This is a genomic window from Comamonas testosteroni TK102 (assembly GCF_000739375.1).
Classification (GTDB): Bacteria; Pseudomonadota; Gammaproteobacteria; order Burkholderiales; family Burkholderiaceae_C; genus Comamonas; species Comamonas brasiliensis.
In genome coordinates, this window is record NZ_CP006704.1 from 2,644,211 (window position 1) to 2,663,501 (window position 19,291).

The 19,291-nt window shown below is 52.8% G+C and carries 16 protein-coding genes and 6 pseudogenes; 13 read left to right on the forward strand and 9 right to left on the reverse strand.

All coding sequences use genetic code 11. The features are described 5' to 3' along the window. Positions 1–301: 301 nt before the first annotated feature. From O987_RS11960 to O987_RS27990, 8 genes and pseudogenes are all read left to right on the forward strand, one after another. The gene (locus O987_RS11960; RefSeq protein WP_144244924.1) at positions 302–1,279 is read left to right on the forward strand and encodes a pre-toxin TG domain-containing protein; all 978 of its coding nucleotides are present in this window, start codon (positions 302–304) and stop codon (positions 1,277–1,279) included. Between the two features lie 2 nt (positions 1,280–1,281). Further along, positions 1,282–1,803: a cyclic-phosphate processing receiver domain-containing protein gene (locus O987_RS29760; RefSeq protein WP_307133619.1), complete on the forward strand. Its 522-nt coding sequence runs from the start codon at positions 1,282–1,284 to the stop codon at positions 1,801–1,803. A 209-nt stretch (positions 1,804–2,012) separates the two neighbouring features. Next, entirely contained in the window at positions 2,013–3,167 is a 1,155-nt protein-coding gene (locus O987_RS27985; protein ID WP_200879600.1) for an EndoU domain-containing protein, read from the forward strand. A 76-nt stretch (positions 3,168–3,243) separates the two neighbouring features. Continuing rightward, positions 3,244–3,624, forward strand: a complete 381-nt coding sequence (locus tag O987_RS28770; protein WP_144244925.1) for a hypothetical protein — start codon at positions 3,244–3,246, stop codon at positions 3,622–3,624. Between the two features lie 167 nt (positions 3,625–3,791). Then, on the forward strand, positions 3,792–4,271 hold the full coding sequence (locus tag O987_RS28775) for a hypothetical protein (protein ID WP_144244926.1): 480 nt from the start codon (positions 3,792–3,794) through the stop codon (positions 4,269–4,271). A 205-nt stretch (positions 4,272–4,476) separates the two neighbouring features. Next, complete coding sequence (locus tag O987_RS28780) at positions 4,477–4,725, forward strand: hypothetical protein (RefSeq protein WP_144244927.1); 249 nt, start codon at positions 4,477–4,479, stop codon at positions 4,723–4,725. A 45-nt stretch (positions 4,726–4,770) separates the two neighbouring features. Then, positions 4,771–5,523, forward strand: a pseudogene (locus O987_RS11975) (hemagglutinin repeat-containing protein); the annotation flags it as partial. Then, positions 5,522–6,036, forward strand: a pseudogene (locus O987_RS27990) (IS5 family transposase); the annotation flags it as partial. The pseudogenes O987_RS11975 and O987_RS27990, both read left to right, overlap by 2 nt. A gap of 39 nt (positions 6,037–6,075) precedes the next feature. Here O987_RS27990 and uraH read toward each other — a convergent pair. Both uraH and O987_RS11985 read right to left on the reverse strand, forming a co-directional pair. Next, positions 6,076–6,489, reverse strand: a complete 414-nt coding sequence (gene uraH / locus O987_RS11980) for a hydroxyisourate hydrolase (RefSeq protein WP_003055671.1) — start codon at positions 6,487–6,489, stop codon at positions 6,076–6,078. A 54-nt stretch (positions 6,490–6,543) separates the two neighbouring features. Continuing rightward, on the reverse strand, positions 6,544–7,044 hold the full coding sequence (locus O987_RS11985) for a GlcG/HbpS family heme-binding protein (protein ID WP_051962297.1): 501 nt from the start codon (positions 7,042–7,044) through the stop codon (positions 6,544–6,546). A 156-nt stretch (positions 7,045–7,200) separates the two neighbouring features. Here O987_RS11985 and O987_RS11990 point away from each other — a divergent pair, with 156 nt between their 5' ends. Together O987_RS11990 and O987_RS11995 are read left to right on the forward strand one after the other, a co-directional pair. Next, entirely contained in the window at positions 7,201–7,875 is a 675-nt protein-coding gene (locus tag O987_RS11990) for a heavy metal response regulator transcription factor (protein WP_043372417.1), read from the forward strand. Beyond that, positions 7,872–9,239, forward strand: coding sequence for a heavy metal sensor histidine kinase (locus O987_RS11995; protein ID WP_019043680.1), 1,368 nt, complete (start codon positions 7,872–7,874; stop codon positions 9,237–9,239). Before O987_RS11990 ends, O987_RS11995 begins: the two co-directional genes overlap by 4 nt. Positions 9,240–9,442: 203 nt before the next feature. Here the strand turns inward: O987_RS11995 and O987_RS27995 are convergent, their stop codons facing one another. Then, positions 9,443–10,234 (reverse strand): MipA/OmpV family protein, encoded by a 792-nt coding sequence (locus tag O987_RS27995; protein ID WP_003055667.1) that lies wholly within the window; start codon positions 10,232–10,234, stop codon positions 9,443–9,445. 425 nt (positions 10,235–10,659) lie between these two features. On the opposite strand from O987_RS27995, the pseudogene O987_RS12005 reads away from it, so the two are divergent. Continuing rightward, positions 10,660–11,793, forward strand: a pseudogene (locus O987_RS12005) (IS3 family transposase). Between the two features lie 139 nt (positions 11,794–11,932). Here the strand turns inward: O987_RS12005 and O987_RS12010 are convergent. Continuing rightward, positions 11,933–12,859 (reverse strand): LysR family transcriptional regulator, encoded by a 927-nt coding sequence (locus tag O987_RS12010; RefSeq protein WP_003055658.1) that lies wholly within the window; start codon positions 12,857–12,859, stop codon positions 11,933–11,935. Positions 12,860–13,012: 153 nt separating this feature from the next. On the opposite strand from O987_RS12010, the gene O987_RS12015 reads away from it, so the two are divergent. After that, positions 13,013–14,224 (forward strand): MFS transporter, encoded by a 1,212-nt coding sequence (locus tag O987_RS12015; RefSeq protein WP_043372421.1) that lies wholly within the window; start codon positions 13,013–13,015, stop codon positions 14,222–14,224. A gap of 253 nt (positions 14,225–14,477) precedes the next feature. Here O987_RS12015 and O987_RS12020 read toward each other — a convergent pair. The 4 genes and pseudogenes from O987_RS12020 to O987_RS12030 form a co-directional block, all read right to left on the reverse strand. Next, positions 14,478–14,765, reverse strand: a pseudogene (locus O987_RS12020) (transposase); the annotation flags it as partial. A gap of 667 nt (positions 14,766–15,432) precedes the next feature. Continuing rightward, a pseudogene (gene rdgC / locus O987_RS28785) lies at positions 15,433–15,573 on the reverse strand (recombination-associated protein RdgC); the annotation flags it as partial. 107 nt (positions 15,574–15,680) lie between these two features. Then, positions 15,681–16,835: a GGDEF domain-containing protein gene (locus tag O987_RS12025; protein WP_235214362.1), complete on the reverse strand. Its 1,155-nt coding sequence runs from the start codon at positions 16,833–16,835 to the stop codon at positions 15,681–15,683. Positions 16,836–17,535: 700 nt separating this feature from the next. After that, positions 17,536–18,003 carry a hypothetical protein gene (locus O987_RS12030; RefSeq protein ID WP_043372423.1) on the reverse strand — a complete coding sequence of 156 codons (468 nt, stop codon included), beginning with the start codon at positions 18,001–18,003 and terminating at the stop codon, positions 17,536–17,538. A gap of 603 nt (positions 18,004–18,606) precedes the next feature. Here O987_RS12030 and O987_RS12035 point away from each other — a divergent pair. After that, complete coding sequence (locus O987_RS12035) at positions 18,607–18,822, forward strand: crAss001_48 related protein (RefSeq protein ID WP_200879601.1); 216 nt, start codon at positions 18,607–18,609, stop codon at positions 18,820–18,822. Between the two features lie 30 nt (positions 18,823–18,852). Here the strand turns inward: O987_RS12035 and O987_RS29765 are convergent. Continuing rightward, positions 18,853–19,102, reverse strand: a pseudogene (locus O987_RS29765) (hypothetical protein). Positions 19,103–19,291: the final 189 nt, after the last annotated feature.

Genomic DNA, 19,291 nt, shown 5'->3' on the forward strand with positions numbered 1-19,291 from the left:
TTTTTGTTCGTGGTTTCATGGGGTATTATTGCAATTTTTAGTGCTGGATACATCTACAAAAGCGCTCTTGCTTAAAAGGACGTCATTGTATAAATCGATGTGCAGCAAGCGTTAGTCTTGATCAGCTTGGGGTAGGCGTTGTTGTGGGCCTTCCAGGGCCGGAGGAGCGTGTGGCCAGCAGGCCATCGCAGCTCGCAGAGCAGGCAACGAAGCCGAAGCCAAAAAGTGGGATGAAGACGGCGAGTATCGCCGTGCATTGCACACTGGAATTGGCGCGTTGACCGGAGGATTGGGAGGCGCAGTGGGCGCAGCCCTCAGTGCATCGGTGCTGCCAAGCATCGGAGAAAGCATTGCGGCACTGAATTTACCTGATGGGGTCCGAGATGCATTGAATGCGGCGATAGGCACGGCTTTAGGGGCAGTGGGCGGTGCATCGGGTGGCGCAGCGGGCCTGAATCAGGCAGGCAACAACTACATCAGTCACAGCCCGTTCCGACAGGTCCGTCAAACCGTCAGTCAGGAAAATGCCCGGTTGCTGAATGCCTGTGGCGCTAACTGCACCAACGCGGACTTTCTGAACATCGACAAGCAAGTGGCTCAGGTGGAGCGAGCTGCTAGTCTGGCAGCCATTGCGCAAGTTAGCTCCATGACCCAGCATCAGGCCCAGGAGCTGGCGCAACTGATGTTGGAATTGGCACCGTTCTATGGAACGGGAGAGTCGGCACTGCAATTGATCACGGGCAACAGTAGCCTGACGGGGGAGGAGGCTAGTCGCTTCTGGGCTGCTATTGAGGTGGTGCCGGTGGCGGGAGGGGTGTTGAAGAAAGCGGGAGAGGCTTCAGTTAGCGAAATATTAAAAGTCTTTAAGAGTTTACATTCCGCAGAAGGTTCTATAAATTCTGCGGTAGCCATTGAGAAAAATGTCCATAAACTCAAGGATTTAACTGTCGATCAGATCATTGAGATAAATAAAAGAACCAGTGGAGGGGGAATTCCATTGACTGGGGCTGTTGAAACAGTAATTTCAAATATGACTTATAGAGAAGGATTTTCGGCTCAGGCGGCAATTATCATCAGGGATATTGCAGGAAGTCATTTATTTCAAGATGGAAATAAAAGAACAGCTCAAGCGGTAGTGGAGTTTTTTGCTGAAAATAATGGTGTTTCTATTAGGCCTGATGCATTAAGAGAGATCATTGATGAAGTTGGAAAAGGTAGTTTGGGTAAGCTATCCTCAACTGAGGCAATTGAGGCTGCAATTAAAAATATTTTAAAATAATAATGAAAATATTTCTTGATGATATTCGTCCTGCTCCGATTGGTTGGGTTAGAGCATATTGGCCAAATCAAGTTATTGATATGCTTAGTAAGAATTATGTGGAAGAAATTAGTTTAGACCACGACTTGGGTGATGACAAGAGAGGAACTGGATATGATGTCCTTGTCTGGATAGAAAATGCAATTTCAAGAGGTGAAATATTTTTGCCAAAAATATCTATTCACTCTGCTAATGTAGCTGCTAGAGTTCGTATGGAAAATGCTGTTAAGAAGATTGAATATATGTCAAATCAAATCGATGTTTTAGAATTGAATAAATTATTTTCAAAATTAGAAGAGATATCCAAAGATGGATATTCGGTAATTATTAAGATAGATTCTGAACGATGGGCTGACTTCCCTCCTGCACCTTATACAACAATTATGTTCTCACCATCTGGTAATAATTTTAAAATGGATTCGTCAAATGTTATTGAAGGAATAAAGTCATGCATTGATTATTATGAAAATAATATGAAGAAATAAAATTTATATTTTATTGGGTAGTATTTTTCTAATTTTCATGAAAAATCATATGTTTAATTGAATTTTCCTCAGGATCAAGGCTATATTTAAGCGAGCTTGAGCAGGCGATAATTGATGAAAACCCCTCCACCACAGCAGGTATCGCCGGCGACCAGAGCGTGCGCACGGGCGATGCCACGAGGAGTGAGCGGATATTTGATCAGAACAAGGTGCAGCGCGAGATCGATGCACAGGTGGCGATCACGGCGGAGTTTGGGAAGCAGGCGACGAAAACTGGTGCGCAGTACGCACAAGACCAACTCAACAAGGCGAGCGGTTTACGTGAAATTGCGAAGCTGGAAGCAGACCAAGCCAAGCGGGCTGCTATTTTGGCCGAGGCTGCACAAATAGAAAGCGCCTGGAAAGACGGTGGAACCAACCGTGTGCTGATGCATACAGGTATTGGTTTGCTGACCGGTGGCGCAGCAGGAGCGGTCGGGGCGGCAGGTAGTGCGGCGGCGACACCACAGTTGTTTGACATGCTGCACGACACCACGCTTCCCCAACCGGTGCGCGACGCTCTTCTGCTGACGGCTGGTGCAGCCATAGGTGCTGCCGCTGGCGGTGTGGAGGGGGCCGTTGCTGGTGCTAACGAAATGGCCAACAACGGCTTGGGAACGGTGGTGAAGAGATTGGGGCTTGGTGGTGTGGCGCTATGTTTGAAAACTCCGGGATGCTTGGCACTCACAGGAGCCACAGGGCTGGAGCTAAGTCGCCTTGCCAACCTCGCCATGAAGAAAAATCCGGGCATGAGCGAAGATGGCGCATATGCGATTGCCGTGGCAGATTATTTGGAAGAACAAGTCAGAGAACGTCCGACTACACCGCCGCCTGTACCAAACCACACGGGCAATGACAAGCCTGTAAATCCCACGCCAGAAGGTTCATCGACTGAATGTCCTGCGGAAGGACCCAAAGAGGGCGCAGCAGTAGGTGGAAAACCACTTGACCCCCAGAAGCCTGAGGATAGTATCCTGCCCGGAAAGCCTGCAGATCCTTTGCAAGGCATTGGGCCAGTCTTTAGTGAAGGTAATAATTATAGTCCTAAAGCTCCGATTGATTTTGATGGGCATGTTATTGGAGCTGAGGTTAAGCCAAATGGTAGTGTTGTCGGTGGTCAATCCACTGCTTTAGGAAATGTTAGAGTTATTCTTGGAACAGAGTCTGCACCAAATGCATATGGTGTTTACATGGCGGAGATTGAAGTTGCTGATCCAAGTAATCCTGGTAAATATCTGGCAAAAACAAATAATAATGGTATATCTACAATGTTCCCTAAATCATGGTCATCCGAAAAAATTAAAATGGAAATAAGTGGACAGTAGTTACTCCGAGTGAGGTTAAAGTCGAAAGTTACTTAAGACCCAAGACTACTGTGTACCCGAAAATGTAAATTAAGCTATGAAAGTATCTTTTTTTTGGATTTTTTCTCAAGATGAGAAATACCCTGATTGCTGCACTGATATTATCAGTGAAGATGGAGTGGATATACTAGCCTGTTTATTAAATGATGATGGGGGGCAAGGCTATAAAAATTCTATCGAATGGATAGATTATGGAATTTCTAAGATTAATAAAGTAATTGGAAATGAATTGAAGGATTTTTCTTGGGATAGGGATAGCTGGGGTGTAAATTTAAGGGATGATATGGCGGTAATATATTCATTATTAGATGACGAGTATTTTGTTACTATGAAAATAAATGATTTTTATGATGTTTTGTTGAGATGGCGAGATTTTTTAAATGAAGATGGGGAAAACAGCGTTGTTGTACAAAAATAATCATAGGCCGATCGAATAAGTCAGCCTAACGTCGTTTTCCTACTAAATGAAAGCAAGACAGCTCCATATTAGGCAGGCGTGTCCGTCGGAGGCAGCATCAACGCGGGACAGAGCAAGGTCAACAGCAACTACCGGTGTTGCGCACGTCCGCGAGCAGTAGTGTGTGCATGAATCTACTGCCGGCAGCAGCAGCGGCATGGTTGGCAGCACAGTTGACCCAGGAGTTCGAGGCGAAACAACCGAGTCTGGCGGACCAAATACCTGGCTACGGTGATGGCTACGGACTGAAGCCGGGGCCAAACCACACGGGCAATGACAAGACCACAAACCCCATACCCGGAGGCTCATCCACGGTATATCCTGCAGATGGATCGAAAGAGGGCGTGGCTGTGGGTGGTAAACCACAGGATCCTCAAAAGCCTGGGGATAATATTCTTCCCGACAGTCCTGCAGATTCTTTGCCTGGGATGGGGCCCGTATTCAGTGAGGGAAATAATAGTTCTGGTAATTTATCATTGGGGCTTCACAAGCCAATTGAAGAACTTATTTCTGATGCAAGCAAGCCAATTAACAGTGGCGGTCTTTCCCAAGCAGCAAGAGCATGGGATAAGCACGACACATCCCGTTCAGGGGGAACGTTTCGGTAATACGGAGGAAAAAATAGAAAGGCAAACGAATGGATATATGGTGTTGTCACCAACCCTGAAACAACTCAAACGCGTCTTCCTAGTGGTGCTGTGAGATACAGGCTCCCTAGTGGCCAAGGCGTGATATTTGAAGCTGATGGCAAAGTCAACTTCGTGGATCCGAGGAAAACCCCTTGAATTTAAATAAATATTTAACAGGTGCTTTATGAGTTTTGAGGGATTTGAAATTTTAGCCCGTGACAAAGATGGTTATGAAAATCTTTTAATGCAGGTAATATTTAATAATCAAATTATATGTGAGCTAAGCAAGCGAGATAATTCGAATGAAATTGAAATTGAGTTTTTCTTTGATGCTGAAATTTATTCCGGGATAAATTTGAAATTTTCATTTGACGAGTTTTTAAAATATTTGAATTTTGCAAAGAATGAGCTTAAAAATTCATGTGGATTATGATATTTCTAATATTCACCAATCCAGTAATGGTACAACCTCAAGGGGGCCGTGGTCAGCGGCAAGCAAGTCATCGCCGATGTGGGCGGCGATCTGAAGATCGAAAGCCTGCAGGACAGCAGCCGCTTTGAAGGCAAGCAGCAAAGCAGTGGTGGCTCCATCACGCTCAGCCCGGCAGGCGTGCCCATCGGAGGCAGCATCAACGCGGGACAGAGCAAGGTCAACAGCCACTACCAAAGCGTCACCGAGCAAAGCGGCATACAGGCAGGGGAAGGGGGCTTCCAGGTCAACGTCAAGGGCGACACCGATCTCAAGGGCGGTGTCATCGCCAGCACCCAAGCCGCTGTAGACCAGGACAAGAACCGCTTCAGCACCGGAGGCACGCTCACCACCAACGACCTGAACAACAGCGCCCATTACGAAGGCCAGGCGATTGGCGTCAACGTCAACACCGGCCAGCAAGGCGGCAAGCATGTCGTCAACGGTGTGGGAGCGGGCGTGGGCCAGGACAGCGGCAGCGCCCAAAGCACCACCACGGCAGGCATCTCCGGCATCGCCGGCGACCAGAGCGTGCGCACGAGCGATGCCACGGGTATCGAGCGGATCTTTGATCAGAACAAGGTGCAGCGCGACATCGATGCGCAGGTGGCGATCACGGCGGAGTTTGGGAAGCAGGCCAGCAAGGCGGTGGGGGACTATGCAAGCCGGAAGTACAACGAACTCAAGGACTCGGACCCCGTAGAGGCGGCGAAGTGGAGCGAGGGCGGAGCCTACCGTGTTGCCATGCATGCTTTGACATGACCAGATCGACTGGAGCCGGGCCAGCATTGATGGCTCCTCGGTGCCAAGCCCCCGGGGGGCCAGGAAACGGGCCCCAACCCCACGGACAGAGGCAAGCTCGGTTCCAAGCGACACATCGTTGTAGATGCCAGAGGCATTCCCCTAGTGATCTTGGTCAGCGGCGCAAACCGGCACGACTCCAAGATGTTCGAGAGGTGCGTGGACGCGATTCCTGCGATTGCAGGCTTGGGAGGGCGCCCTCGCAAAAGACCATCGAAGCTGCACGCCGACAAGGGCTATGACTACAAGCGTTGCCATGCGCACCTGAGGCAACGGGGCATCGCCAGCCGCATTGCCAGGCGAGGCGTTGAGAGTAGCGAGCGACTGGGCAAGCATCGCTGGGTGGTGGAGCGGACGCATGGATGGTTTGCAGGCTTTGGCAAGCTGCGAATCCGCTTTGAAAGGCGGCTGGATATCCACGAAGCGCTGCTGAAACTGGCAGCAGCGATCATCTGTGCGCGCTTCGTGGATCGTGGTGTTAGCCACTCTAAGTGCAGGAAGTCAGCGCTTGGATCAGTTACCTCGGTAGCTAGAGAAACCGTAAGGGCTTAGCAGCAGGGGGATGTGGTAGTGGGGTACCGAGCCGTCGGCGTTGAAGATCACAGGGATTTCTGGAAAGAACGTTGAGGTCTTGTGTTTGTTGAACCATTCCTCTGTCTGGAAGGTCACGCGGTAGCTGCCTTTTTCCATGATGGATTCCGAAGGGTAGAGCGCGGGAATGCGTCCTTGGGCATTGGTGACGCCTTCACTGATTTGCACCCAGTTGTTATCAATCTTTTTTTCCAGCTTCACGTTCACACCAGCCGACGGCAGGCCGTCTTGTAGGTTCAGAACATGAACACTCAAAGGATTCGAGGCAGCCAGGGCGGAGGTGGCGATGGCGGCATTCAACAGCATGCCGGCGATAAGCAGTTTGGTTTTTTGCATGGAAGCTCCTAGGGGTTAGGTCAATGGATCAGAGAAAGAAACTAGTAAGTGCATTCACTTGGAGGTTCCGAGCACTTTGTCGATGGCTTGCAAGGCGCAGCCTTCGTCTATGACGGAGCCACCTGCTCCGCCTACACCGATGGCTCCGATGACCTCGTCGCCAACTTTTACGGGCACTCCACCGCCAATAAGCAGAAGACTGTCAATCGTGTTCAGATTGCTGGACTCGGGGTTCTTACGCGCGTTTTCCGCAACAATGCGTGACAGCGTCTTGGTTGAAAGCGCGGTGAATGCCTTCTTGACAGCGGCGTCGGTGTTATGTGGGCCGACACTGTCGTCGCGTTGCAAGGAAAGCAGATGGCCGCCACGGTCGATCACCGCGGCAACGGCAGAGCGGCCTTGTGAGTGGCATGCAGACATCGTTGCGTCTACCAAAGCATTTGCCAAATTGAGAGACATATTGCTTTGATGCAGTGGCGCGGGCTGAGCGGCAAAGGCATGGACTGAAGCCATGAAAAGAAAAGCGGAAACTGGTTTAATAGAAGGAAAGAGCATTTTTCTCATCCTGTATTCGAGTTGTTTGGCGAATAGATTGAATTTTGTCTGTTTCTCTTAACACCAAGATTGCACGCTCATTACATTTTTTTAATGTTGCTGCAGATATTTAAAGCTATGATTTAAAAATGCTAAAGCTAAGAATATAATTAATCCATGCGTATATTAATCATTGAAGACGAAATAAAGTCTGCGGAGTACCTCAAGAAGGGACTCACGAGCTCAGGCTATCAAGTCGAGGTTTCCAACGATGGAGTCGATGGTCTATTTGTCGCTCAGTCCAGTGAATTTGATTTGCTGATCCTCGATGTCATGCTTCCAGGTATTGATGGCTGGAGTTTTATCCGACGTTTTCGTGAGCGAAGTCAGGTTCCTGTGCTTTTTTTGACCGCGCGAGATTCTGTGGAGGATCGCGTCAAAGGGCTTGAGCTAGGTGCCGATGACTATCTGATCAAACCTTTTTCCTACGCAGAGCTTTTGGCCCGAGTGCGTACTCTATTACGCAGAAATCCTATGCGTCAGCAAGATATATTCCAGCTGGCCGACCTGGAGGTAGATATGCTCAAACGCCGGGCTATACGTGGCGGCCAGCGCATTGACCTGACGAACAAGGAGTTCGCACTGCTGCAGTTGCTGCTGCAGCACAAAGGGGAGGTCATGTCGCGCAGTCAGATCGCCTCTCAGGTATGGGACATGAACTTCGACAGCGACACGAATGTCGTGGATGTGGCCATCCGTCGCCTGCGGGCGAAGATCGATGATGGTTTTGCCGTCAAGCTCATCCAGACCGTGCGTGGCATGGGTTACCGTATTGAGGGCCCGCTGCCGTGATACACCCCAGATACGCCAGTCTTCGGTTACGCCTTGCTTTGCTGTTTGCCTTGGCAAGTGCCGTTTTGTTCGCCTTGATGGGGTTTTATGTTTTCAACGCCCTGCAAAGGGAGGTTGCCTACCGCGATGACATCGCTTTGCTTGGGCGGATTGAACGTATTGAGGATATTATAAAAGATAATAAAAATATTGATTACTTAAAAAATCAGCCTAAGCTTTATTCTAATATGCTTGGCAATAGAGACAATGCTTTGTGGATTATTGGTGAATCAGGTGATTTATTAATTGAAGTTAATCCGGAAAATTTACCGACTCCTGTCATCGGAGAATTAAAACCAACTTCTCTGTTCACAACCACGGGAGCCAACCCCGCTCGCATGGCCTGGGGTCGGGTGAGTAACGGAGATTCAAACGTCTTTATCATCGCGAGCAAATTACTGGCTGAACGAGAGCAGATGATGGCGGCTTATCGCTGGAATCTGGGCGCGGCGTGGCTGGTAGGCGTGCTTCTGGCGTTCGCTGTTGGTTGGGAGGTGGTGCGCCGTGGACTTCTGCCCTTGCACCGATTGAGTCAGCAAGCTGCAGCGGTAAGCCCTCAGCATCTGGGACTGCGTCTGGATGCACAAAAGCAACCGCAAGAGCTGCAAGCCTTGACGGTGGCATTGAACTCCATGCTGGCACGTCTGGAGGAAGGTTATTCAAAGCTTTCTCAATTTTCAGAAGACTTGGCCCATGAGATGCGTACGCCGCTTAACAATCTCATGATTCAGAATCAACTAGCATTGAGCGAGTCCAGAACCTTTGACGAGTATGAGCAGCTACTGGATTCCCAGCAAGAGGAATACGAGCGTTTGGCGCGGATGATCGACAACATGCTCTTTCTTGCTAGGGCAGAAAAGCAAGACTCGACGTTGCATCTGGAGTCCGTGGACTTGGAAAAATTATCGCAACAGCTCGCGGGGTACTTTGAAGGAATGGCCCAAGAGCGGGGAATGCGCATTGAGACAATAGCACATGGCCACCTGCTCGCTGACAACGGCTTGATCCGCCGTGCATTGGCTAATCTGTTGGCGAACGCGATTCGCTATGGTGAAGAAAGTACAGTCATCACCCTTAGTTGCAATACCCAGGCCGCGCAGTGGCTAGATATTGAGGTTCTTAATCAAGGGGTACCCATAGGAGAAGAACACCTCCCCCGCATATTTGACCGCTTCTACCGCTGCGATGCTTCCCGTTCACATCCCGATGATTCAGGCGGGCTGGGCCTCGCGATTGTCCGTTCTATTATGCATATGCATGGTGGAGAAGTGATTATTAACAACTCTAGCGCTGGCACCCAATTTACCCTTCGCTTTCCTAGATAGAGTTAGTGTCCGCCTATTCAGGCAATGCGTATTAGAATGATTGGTGAAACCAATTAAGCATGCGCGGCGTTGACATAAAAATCAAGCCAGCACTTGCATAATGCCAATAAATCACGATGCTTTCTATGACGCAAGATTTTCTTGGGTAGAAATAGAGAGTAGACAATCGTTAAAGACGGATTTCGGATTTAATATCTACCTAGCTAGAAGTTGTAGCCCAAGGCAATTACTGAGGACAGGCTTCCCTTTTGACGCACGATTGGGCTGTTGCGTGCGTCGCCAATCAACTCCGAATACACCAGTGAGCCGACCAAGCTCCACTTGGGATTCATGCGATAGATGACGGAGGTGCCAAGCCGTACATCTCTTAGTCCGGGTCCTGGAGCAAACTCTGCATAACCGCTATTTACTGCCTGCTCTTTAGTGATACCGAAGTAGTCTTGGGCATAACGATTGTTGCTCCATGTTGTGGCGACTGTAGCTGAGAACTGTAGAGATGGACTGATGCGAGTGTTCCAGCCGGCGCCCAGGTCCAGGAGCAGACCATTTCGGTTGTTCCCACTGCCATAGCGGACTGCTGAATTGAGCGTCAAGTTGCTTGTGAGATTGGCGTTGAAGAATGCACCAATTTCTGGGCGAGGATCAATGTCGCCCAGTCCCCGCAGTGCTGCACTGCGCCGCTCTTTGCGTCCGAAGTCCGCTGTAATCCGCGCTCCGTAAGACATCTCAGAACTGCGTGAAGCGTTGTAGCCAACACCGCTCATGACTCCGGCAAAAAAGCCATTACTCCACTGGTACTCAATGCTTGGTAGAACCCGGATTCTGGATTCGTCGGATCCCTGGTATCTATGGCCTCCAATTACTGCTAGGCCGGCGACACCACCTTCTGAGGCATTGGGTGGCATGGTCCGACGATAGAAATCCGACTGGGCATGCACTGTTGCACTGGCTGCCACTAGTGCTGTCATCGTCACTGCTGATGCGAGGGGGTTCATGGTCAATGCCCTTTTTGATGGGGGTCGATCTGGCAAGGGTCAAGGGCCTCACGCGTTCACGTTAGGGCCAACTAGGGTTGATCCGACAAGCTACGAACTACTGCATCTGGCCGTCGAACTAGGCCTAGACCTAGTTCATGAAGCATTCTTACAAATTGACAAGACTGATCAGTTCAAATTATGACTGATTAGTATTTGTAAGCATATCTTTTCGTTTTTCCAAAGCATTGAATAACCTATGAGGTCTTCGGCTATTGCTGCTCTTGATAGCTTTTGAGCGTTCTTGAGTTGTTTCCTTGCTGCCAGAGGTTGCCTCAGATGACCTTCATGGCTGCACCATTCAAGCGTTGAGCCTTAACAAGCTCTAATCGGATACGGAGAGAGCGCTTGGGTTGGAGCGACGTCCCCCCGGATTTGAGTAGCGTATGACTCTGGAGTCCAATCCCGAAGACAGGAGATTGGACGTGAAAAAGAGATTTACAGAAGAACAGATCATTGGCTTCCTGCGAGAAGCGGAGTCTGGACTGCCAGTGGCAGAGCTTTGCCGCCGGCACGGTTTCTCTGAGGCCAGCTACTACCTCTGGCGTAACAAGTTCGGGGGGGGCGTGAGCGTCTCGGACGCAAAACGGCTCAAGGAGCTAGAGCGTTGAAAATGCACGTCTCAAGCGGCTGCTGGCCGAGTCCATGCTGGAGAACGAGGTGACGAAAGAAGCCTTGAGAAAAAAGTGGTGAGCGCACCTGCACGGCGCGAGTTGGTGCGCCACATGATGGACTGTGGACTCAGCGAACGCCGCTCACTGTTCGTCATCGGCATGAGCGCCAGCGCCTACCGTTACAAGCCTGCTGAATACCGAAACGGTGCCTTGAAGGACAAGATCATCGCTCTGGCGCAACGCCATCGCCGTTACGGCGCCGGCATGGTCTATCTCAAGCTCAGGCAAGCTGGCGAGATCGTCAACCACAAACGGGTGGAGCGCCTGTATGCCGAGGCTGGTTTGCAAGTAAGGAAACGCAAGCGCGAGAGGATCCCGCAGGCCGATCGCCACCCGCTACAGCGTCCGATGACAGCCAACCAAGTGTGGTCGATGGACTTTGTCTTTGACCGCACGGCCGAAGGACGCAGCATCAAGAGCCTGACGGTAGTCGATGATGGGACCCACGAGGCGGTAGCCATCGTAGCCGAGCGAGCAATGGGTGGAAACCAGTTGGTGCGCGTCCTGGATCAACTCGCCATCACAAGGGGGCAACCCAAGGCGATCCGAACTGACAACGGCAAGGAGTTCTGCGGTCGAGCCATGCTGAACTGGGCCCACGCCAGGGGTGTTCAGCTGTTCCTCATCGAGCCTGGCAAGCCCAACCAGAACGCCTACATCGAATCGTTCAACGGCCGCTTCAGAGAGGAATGCCTTAAAGAGCATTGGTTCACCAGCTTGGCACATGCCCGTGTGATCGTTGAGGCTTGGCGCCGGGAATACAACGAGGAGCGGCCGAAGAAGGCCCTCGGCGGACTGACGCCGGCAGCTTATGCCCAAAGGCTGATGCACAACTCGTTAAATTAATCCCCGGACTCCAAAGCCCAGTGCTACTGAAAACGGGGGACGTCGCGTGGAAATTAACACTCTCCCCCCAGAGCAGCCGATCAATCTGGTTTTCTCTAAAAGCGATTTGTGCTGGTGCTTTTGGGCACCGAGGACTGGCTCATGATGACGTTGTGCTTGTCACAGTTTTTGTGAGTTGCATCTGCAGGAAGTCCAGAAATACCTGCACCTTTTTGGAATACCTGCGGTTCGGAAGGTAAGCTGCATAGACGCACACGCTATGCTCCTGTGGATTGATTTCATAGTCTTCAAAAAGCCGCCGCAGCCGTCCTACGCGCACGTCTTCCCGGATCAGCCACTCCGCAAGCAGCGAAATGCCGCCACCATCGAGCACGGCCTCGCGCAGGATGTCAGAGTTGTTTACGGCGAGACGTCCCTGTACCTCCACATGCTGTAGCTGTCCGTCGCGGTGACGGAACGACCAACGCTGCGGGCCGGGCTGGTAGCTGAATCGCATGCACTCGTGCTTCGACAATTCTTCGGGTATCAGGGGCGTGCCATGCCGCTGCAGGTACGCATGGCTTGCCACCACATAGCGCCGGTGCTCTGCCAGATTGCGCACGATCAGCTGGGGCTGCAAGGCCGGCGTGCCGATGCGAACCGCGACATCGATCCGCTCCGAGACCAGGTCAACATAGGCGTCGGACAGCACCAGGTCCAGTGAAACGCGCGGATTCTCCCGCAGAAAGCTCGCGATATGCGGTGCCAGGCAAAGACGCGCAAAGGTCGCGGGAAGCGAGACCCTGAGAGGACCGACCGCCTCCGTCCCGGTGTCCGACACACTGCCGTCGGCCTCCTCCAGATCTGACAGCACTCTGGAGACCTGCTCCAGGTAGGCCGCTCCTGCGTCTGTGAGCGTTACCCGACGCGTCGTTCGAGTCAGCAGTGCGGTGCCAAGCGACTCCTCCAGGCCATCTATCAGACGCGTGACGGAGGATGTGGCGACCCCCAGCCGCCGCGCTGCTTTGGAGAAGCCGCCCGATTCGGCCACGTCCAGAAAGGCGCGCAGGGCATGCAATTTGTCCATTTCTATCTTTGCGTAATTTGCAATGGTTGGTTGCAATGATTATGTATTCATTTATTTGGATGCAAATATTAATCTTCCTCCTGTCGTGTTCGAGCAAGCCCAGCAACCAGTCACCGCATTGCTCACCGCCCAACACTTTTCAGGACTACCACCATGACCTCCCTGCACACCACTGCCGACCAGAACTTCGCGCAGTCCTCGCCCTCGGGGCTTCCACTTTCCTTGATCTTCATGCTGGCCAGCGGTGCCGGCCTGTCGGTCGCTTCGCTGTACTACAGCCAGCCCATGCTGGGCGTGCTGGGCTCGGACATCGGTGCCTCGGCCCAGTCGGTCGGGCTGTTGCCCACGCTGACACAGCTGGGCTATGCCCTGGGCATCCTCTTTCTGGCGCCGCTGGGCGACCGGAATGACCGCAGAAAGATCATTCTGACCAAGGCCGTCATCCTGTTTGCTGCCTTGCTGCTCGCGGCACTGTCACCTTCGCTAATGACTCTGCTGCTCGCCAGCATGGTGATCGGTCTGTCAGCAACGATGGCGCAGGACATCGTTCCGGCAGCCGCAACGCTGGCACCGCCTTCGCACCGCGGCAAGATCGTGGGCACGGTGATGACCGGCCTGCTGCTAGGCATCTTGCTGTCACGGGTGGTCAGCGGCTTCGTCGCAGAGCACTGGAGCTGGCGGGTCATGTTCGGTGGCGCTGCCTTGAGCATTGCGTTGGTGGGCCTGGCCGCATGGCGCCAGCTTCCGCGCTTCCAACCCACCACGCACCTTTCCTACTTCGCGCTGTTGCAATCACTTGGCGGGCTGTGGACGCAACATGCGGCGCTGCGCCGGGCCACCTGGGCCCAGGGTCTGTTGTCCATCGGTTTCAGCGCCTTTTGGTCCACCCTGGCAGTCATGCTGCATGGTGAGCCGTTCCATCTGGGAGCAGCGGCAGCAGGTACTTTCGGATTGGCCGGAGCCGCCGGAGCCGTGGCTGCGCCTGTCGCCGGACGTATCGCCGACCGCTACGGCTCGCCGCTCGTCACCCGCCTGGGTACAGGCTTGGTCGCGGTGTCTTTTGCAGCCATGGCACTGGCACCGCTCATGGCGCCCGACGCCCAGTTGTGTCTGCTGGTCTTGAGCGCCATCGGTTTCGACTTGGGCATCCAGGCCTCGCTGATCGCCCATCAAACCATCATCTACGGCATCGATGCCAGCGCTCGCAGCCGGCTCAACGCAGTCCTGTTCACCGGCATGTTCATCGGCATGGCAATCGGGTCAGCACTGGCCGCCTGGCTGTTCGCACAGTTCGGCTGGATGGCGGTGACTGTGCTGGCAACGGCCACGGCTCTGGCAGCGCTTGCACTTCGTCTGAGACCCTAAAGCTCTTGATGGACAGGAAAAACTACTAGGCCCTATCTTAGAACTACTGAATGCGCCCACGTTTGTCTATGACGGCGGCCTAGCAACATTGCTTGCGCTAGATGGTCGAAAGCCGCGAGCCTTCAAGGCTGTGAGTAGTCGCTTGTCAGTTGGTGTGGCAATGACGGGGTTGGGAATCACTTCTAGGCAGGCTAATGCCTAAACCCTTTCCATGAATTGCTGATATCCACCATCATCTGTGCGTGCTTCGAGGGTCATGCTCGCGCAGACGTACCAGCATGGCTTGGTGCAAACGCTGCCAAACGCCATTGGCATTCCAGTCACGCAAGCGCCGCCAGCAGGTCATACCCCTGCCGGAACCCAAGGACTGAGGCAAGTCTTCCCATGGGATGCCTGTTTGCAGCACGAACAGAATGCCATTGAGCGCTGCTTCATCGCTCACGTTGAGCTTGCGTGCGCCACCTTTGACGGAAGGTGTGAAGGAGGGGATCAGGGGCTGCAGCTGTCGCCACAGTTCTTTGCTAACAGGTTGTCTTGCCATGAGGGCCAGAAGCATAAATGCTTCTGGCTGCTCTCAAAGGAAAGTGGCGTTAGCGGCTCTAAGTGTCGACGGTAGCACTTTGCAAGCGAGCGATAAACTGCCTATATCCTCATATTGCTGCCAGTCCGAAATGATCGCAATGCAGCCAGGGCGAGCGCTTTTTTTTGCAAGCCATGCTCAAGTTTTGTCTCGACTTTTCCTATATTTATTTGTACGAGATGAAAACAGCACCGCCGCGCTCCGTGCCGCCGGAAGGCTGGGTGACCTTGCCAAGGCAAGAATCACTTGAAGCAGTAGATGGATAACTTGCTCCTTGCGCCGAACGACAATCCGGGCTTTGGGCAAACTGGCTACGACAGTGGTCAGCGAACTGCAAAGTACCGCCGCAGTCGACGCCTATGCGCCAGGACTGCTGGGATACGCAGGTACTGTGGGAAAGCGTTGAGAAACCTGCAACGGCGGCGAAGCAAGCAAAGCTCCGTGACGTGAAAGGCTTGCGGGTAGTGCGTCTCCATACGTTCAGCCACTCTTGAAGGTCTAGCCTGGGCTTCCTAGGAGGCTAGGCTATGCCCACCAACATTCAGCACAGTGTTGAGAAACTCAAGCATAGAGCGCTAGGCGCTGAGCTCCTCAGGCATAGCCAAGATTAGTTCGCTGCAGAATGGCATCTTGTCATCACCCAGCCCACGGAGCATTCCTGTGTGGCGCCGCACTCCTCAAAGACTGTCCTTTGCAGGGGATCCTCCAGCACCTGCAGATCGCTTTGCCAGTTCGAGCCAATGCGGTAAATGGTCATGCTTTTGAACATCAGGACTACAGAAAAGACAAAGCCCGCGCAGTGGCGTGACAGTGACAGTGACAGTGGCTGGGGGAATGTGGCCTGACGGCTCATTCTTCTGGCTACAGGCAGATGAGCTAGGCGATCACTACGCGGTTACGACCTAGAGCCTTGCCTTGATAAAGGGCCACATCAGCGCGGGAGATAAGCACTTCTGCGGTTTCGCCTATTCGGTATTGAGTCGCACCAAGCGTACAGGTCACCTTTAGCTCCTGATTCACTAACTGTGACCAGGGGTGCGATTCTGTGCATTGCCGTATTCTTTCAAGCAGTACTTCGGCTTGGCTGAGTTGTGTATCGCATAGCACTAGAAGGAACTCCTCACCCCCATAGCGGCCTGCGCAGTCAGTTACCCGGGTCTGTGAAGCAAGAACTTGTCCAAATGCTTTAAGCACCTGATCTCCGACGTCATGGCCCAGGCGGTCGTTGACCTGTTTGAAGAAATCTATGTCTAGCAATGCAATACAAAACGGTGCATCCCGGCGTTGAGCGGCATGAATGCACTGCTGCAGTCGCTCCATGACACCGCGGCGGTTCGCCAATCCCGTCAAATCATCGTTATGCGCGAGGGTCTCAATTTGCTTAAGCGCTGCCGCCAGCTTTTCATTACTCGCGCTGAGACGGTACTGCATGCTGCGAAAGTAGGTGACCATGACACTGCATCGGACGACCGCTCCGAGCATGATGGCCACTATCAGGAACCGCCCGATCAATGTGTCAGTGGTCATGCGCATTTGTGGGCCCACCCAGTAAACGGCCAACGCAATAGCAATAAGTGTACAGCTCCAGGTCAACCAGAAGCTGGTGCGGCGTGGGGCGAGAAAGCCATCGGTGCTGAAAACCAGAAGCATAACCAGTGCCTGGAACGCGACCTGGGGAGCCGCGACAAGTAAGCCCAATACGCCTGTAACCGCAATTAGCTGGTGCCAGAAGAACAAGCCCGGGTCACTTCGAGTCTGGCTCCAGCCGCTGGCGTAGGCCCAGGTGATGAATAGCATCCCGGCTCCTATCCAGAGCCCATACAGCAGCACGGTATGTAGTGGCACATAGCCGGCCCAGCAGTGGCCGAGGAACAGCATGAAGGCATACATATGGCTGACGAGCACTGAAGCGTGCAGCTGCCAGGTGCGCTTTCGCCAGCGTTCGAAATGCTGGGTTTCATCGGCAAGTACTGACGCCGACTTAGGGCCCCACAACGGAGGGGCGCGTGTTTTATCAGTTGAATAAACCATTGGTATTCATTGGCCGCGAAAGCGTAAGGCGACTTATTGTTACAAATAGCAGTGTGCCTGAATTTGTGCCTTGACAACTTTCCGGGAACGACCCGATATAGCTCAATTTCATAGCGACTAGCTAGGCATATCCCAGCGCGATCTCTATTCATTGGAGCGAGCATTTTCGGAGTCACCAAGTCGCTGTGGAAGCGCGCAGCAGTGCTGTGAATGCACATGCGCTTAAACGTCGGCACTCTGAAATGAAAATGGGCCGCAGTTGATAGCCGGGAGCACCGTTCCTGCTTACCTAGGCCTTGAGGGCTTAGCGCAATGTTCAGGAGGCTGTTTGAGGCATAGCGCTACTGGTGGGCAGTGCGTGCGCCCATCACATTTCTGCTAAGGGGCCTTCAACGTGGTGTTGCTCAACACTTCGACGGCCCGTGCACGCTGATGCTCATTGTAAGGACTTGCGGATGAAGCTTTTTGCTTTAAGAGAGGTTGTTGCGCCATCTGGCATGACCACTGTCGCTCACGACGCGGAAGCCGCGCCGTGCTCCCAATAGACGCTAGCCCTGGCCCATTATTGAACTGCCTTAGCTGCTTGAGTGATCACGCCGGATGGCCTTCTTGCCGGGCCGGAGGATAGGAACTGCACACTACTTCGTTCAGAAGGCCGGTAACTCCGCGAGCGGGTGTTGAGGCTGGTTTTTGGGGATTCCTAGAGCAATGTGGGAGGCTCAACATAGCTGCAGAGAGCGTGCTTCTTGATATCAAGTGCAGGGGAGCAGCTCGTCTCCCATAGAGCTTGCCCGTGGCAGTTCTTGATCAAGTTTTTTGCTTTCACAACTTCATCTTCGTTTTCGAGCCTGTCCTCTATAAAGTTCTTGAAGTCCTTGTCCTGAAGCATTTCCACAAGACTTGCCGTGTGCGTGTTGACTTCATAGACAAATGGTTTCTTGCCTGGATAAGACGCTAACTTATCTTGATGAAAGCCTACAAATCCGCAGACAGCATCGCCGTTCTTTCCCAACTTCACGTCTTTGAACTCGGCATGCTCAGGGAAGGCAAGCAGCCGCCTGGCAGCTCGCTTGGCCTCAAGTTTGTGGCTCTCCTCATTCGTGCAAGAGACAAGGACGAAGCCTGAAATGGCGATTGATATGCTGATAGACAGCGTTGATGGACGCATAGCTATTCCAGTATGGCTTTGACTAAACCGGGACTTCGCAACGGTCACAGACACGATTGCTAGTTGGCGTTGGCAGTTAGATGAATAGCTAGATCAAACCGAATTCAAGCGGCTTTCACGAAGATCGCAGTGGCGCTTGGGAAGCGCTTCAAGGCATCTTCCAGTGCGGCGCATGTGCTTGGGAATAGGGCTGTGTAGCAGGCTCCTGCTCCTTTGATGATGCATCGCTTCATTGAAATCTCCTTGAGTCTGTTCAGTTCTTATGAGGCTATCGGTTGATATGTATCAAACTGAAACGCGAAAAATACAGTGGCTCAGATTAACCAGGTGCCGCGCGTTTGTGCGAAGACAGCGCCTGCACGTAAAGCTCAGGTTTGCACCCCTGAGTCGCTCAGGGGCTGGCGTCGCTCGCACACTGGGCTTTTCTGTTCTTGGCATCCCGTCTGCCTCAACCCGTACAGTCCCAGGGGCTGGATTCGCAGCGTCGGACGTGTGTATCGCTGCAGCCCCGCCCACATCTCGTTCATTTGTTTGTCCGCATACGCGGTGCCATCCGGGTTGCCCCTGGCCTATTAGCCTTGTGTGAGTAATCCTTTCGCTCCCATGCACTTAGACGGCTGCACTCTGCCGAGCCACCGGCAGCGTGTGCTGGATGAAAAGCGAGAGCTGGACATCCGATTCATCAGGCTTGACGAGTTCATTCTGCGCGATGCCTTCTTCCGCGAGCTGGAGAAAGACGAGCATGCCTGCATGCACCGCCAGCTCGATGTGATGCGCGAGCTGTCTGTGATCCTGGGCGAGAGAATCTCTGCTTTCTAGCCCTTGCAGCCTTCGCCTGCTGCTTCTTCACTATCCTTCGCCCAACAGCATTTCAGTCCCATCGACCGCAATCATCACGCCCGTGGTGTTGGGGTCAATTTCTATTGGGACGTCCCACAGCTCAGGCTTACCGAACGAATTGACGATGTTGAACTGCCGCAGCTCGTCCGGCGGCATCTTGATCAGGCTGGGGGTAGGCGTTGTTGTGCGCCTTCCAGTCCTGCAGGAACGAGTGGCAAACGCGCTTGTGGACTGTGTGAATCGGTGATTCATCGGTTATGAAGCGATTTTCCCGGAGTAGGCGGCGGCACCTGTGTACCTGCTAGAAGCCGCCACAAGCAGGTGTTGGATAGACGCCCCAAGAATGGCCATTCTTATCGAGCGCGCCATCCAAGCCACTTGCCCTTTAGAAAAAGAGCCTGCAAAGACGCAATTTTCAGGGGATTGGCTTTGCCTCGTAAGAGGAAAA

Excerpts from the sequence above, each read along its gene's own strand:
- O987_RS29760 (WP_307133619.1), top strand. The coding sequence starts at position 1,282 with ATGAAAATATTTCTTGATGATATTCGTCCTGCTCCGATTGGTTGGGTT.
- O987_RS28770 (WP_144244925.1), top strand. The coding sequence starts at position 3,244 with ATGAAAGTATCTTTTTTTTGGATTTTTTCTCAAGATGAGAAATACCCT.
- O987_RS28775 (WP_144244926.1), top strand. The coding sequence starts at position 3,792 with ATGAATCTACTGCCGGCAGCAGCAGCGGCATGGTTGGCAGCACAGTTG.
- O987_RS28780 (WP_144244927.1), top strand. The coding sequence starts at position 4,477 with ATGAGTTTTGAGGGATTTGAAATTTTAGCCCGTGACAAAGATGGTTAT.
- uraH (WP_003055671.1), bottom strand. The coding sequence starts at position 6,489 with ATGCAAAAAACCAAACTGCTTATCGCCGGCATGCTGTTGAATGCCGCC.
- O987_RS11985 (WP_051962297.1), bottom strand. The coding sequence starts at position 7,044 with ATGCTCTTTCCTTCTATTAAACCAGTTTCCGCTTTTCTTTTCATGGCT.
- O987_RS11990 (WP_043372417.1), top strand. The coding sequence starts at position 7,201 with ATGCGTATATTAATCATTGAAGACGAAATAAAGTCTGCGGAGTACCTC.
- O987_RS27995 (WP_003055667.1), bottom strand. The coding sequence starts at position 10,234 with ATGAACCCCCTCGCATCAGCAGTGACGATGACAGCACTAGTGGCAGCC.
- O987_RS12010 (WP_003055658.1), bottom strand. The coding sequence starts at position 12,859 with ATGGACAAATTGCATGCCCTGCGCGCCTTTCTGGACGTGGCCGAATCG.
- O987_RS12015 (WP_043372421.1), top strand. The coding sequence starts at position 13,013 with ATGACCTCCCTGCACACCACTGCCGACCAGAACTTCGCGCAGTCCTCG.
- O987_RS12025 (WP_235214362.1), bottom strand. The coding sequence starts at position 16,835 with ATGGTTTATTCAACTGATAAAACACGCGCCCCTCCGTTGTGGGGCCCT.
- O987_RS12030 (WP_043372423.1), bottom strand. The coding sequence starts at position 18,003 with ATGCGTCCATCAACGCTGTCTATCAGCATATCAATCGCCATTTCAGGC.
- O987_RS12035 (WP_200879601.1), top strand. The coding sequence starts at position 18,607 with ATGCACTTAGACGGCTGCACTCTGCCGAGCCACCGGCAGCGTGTGCTG.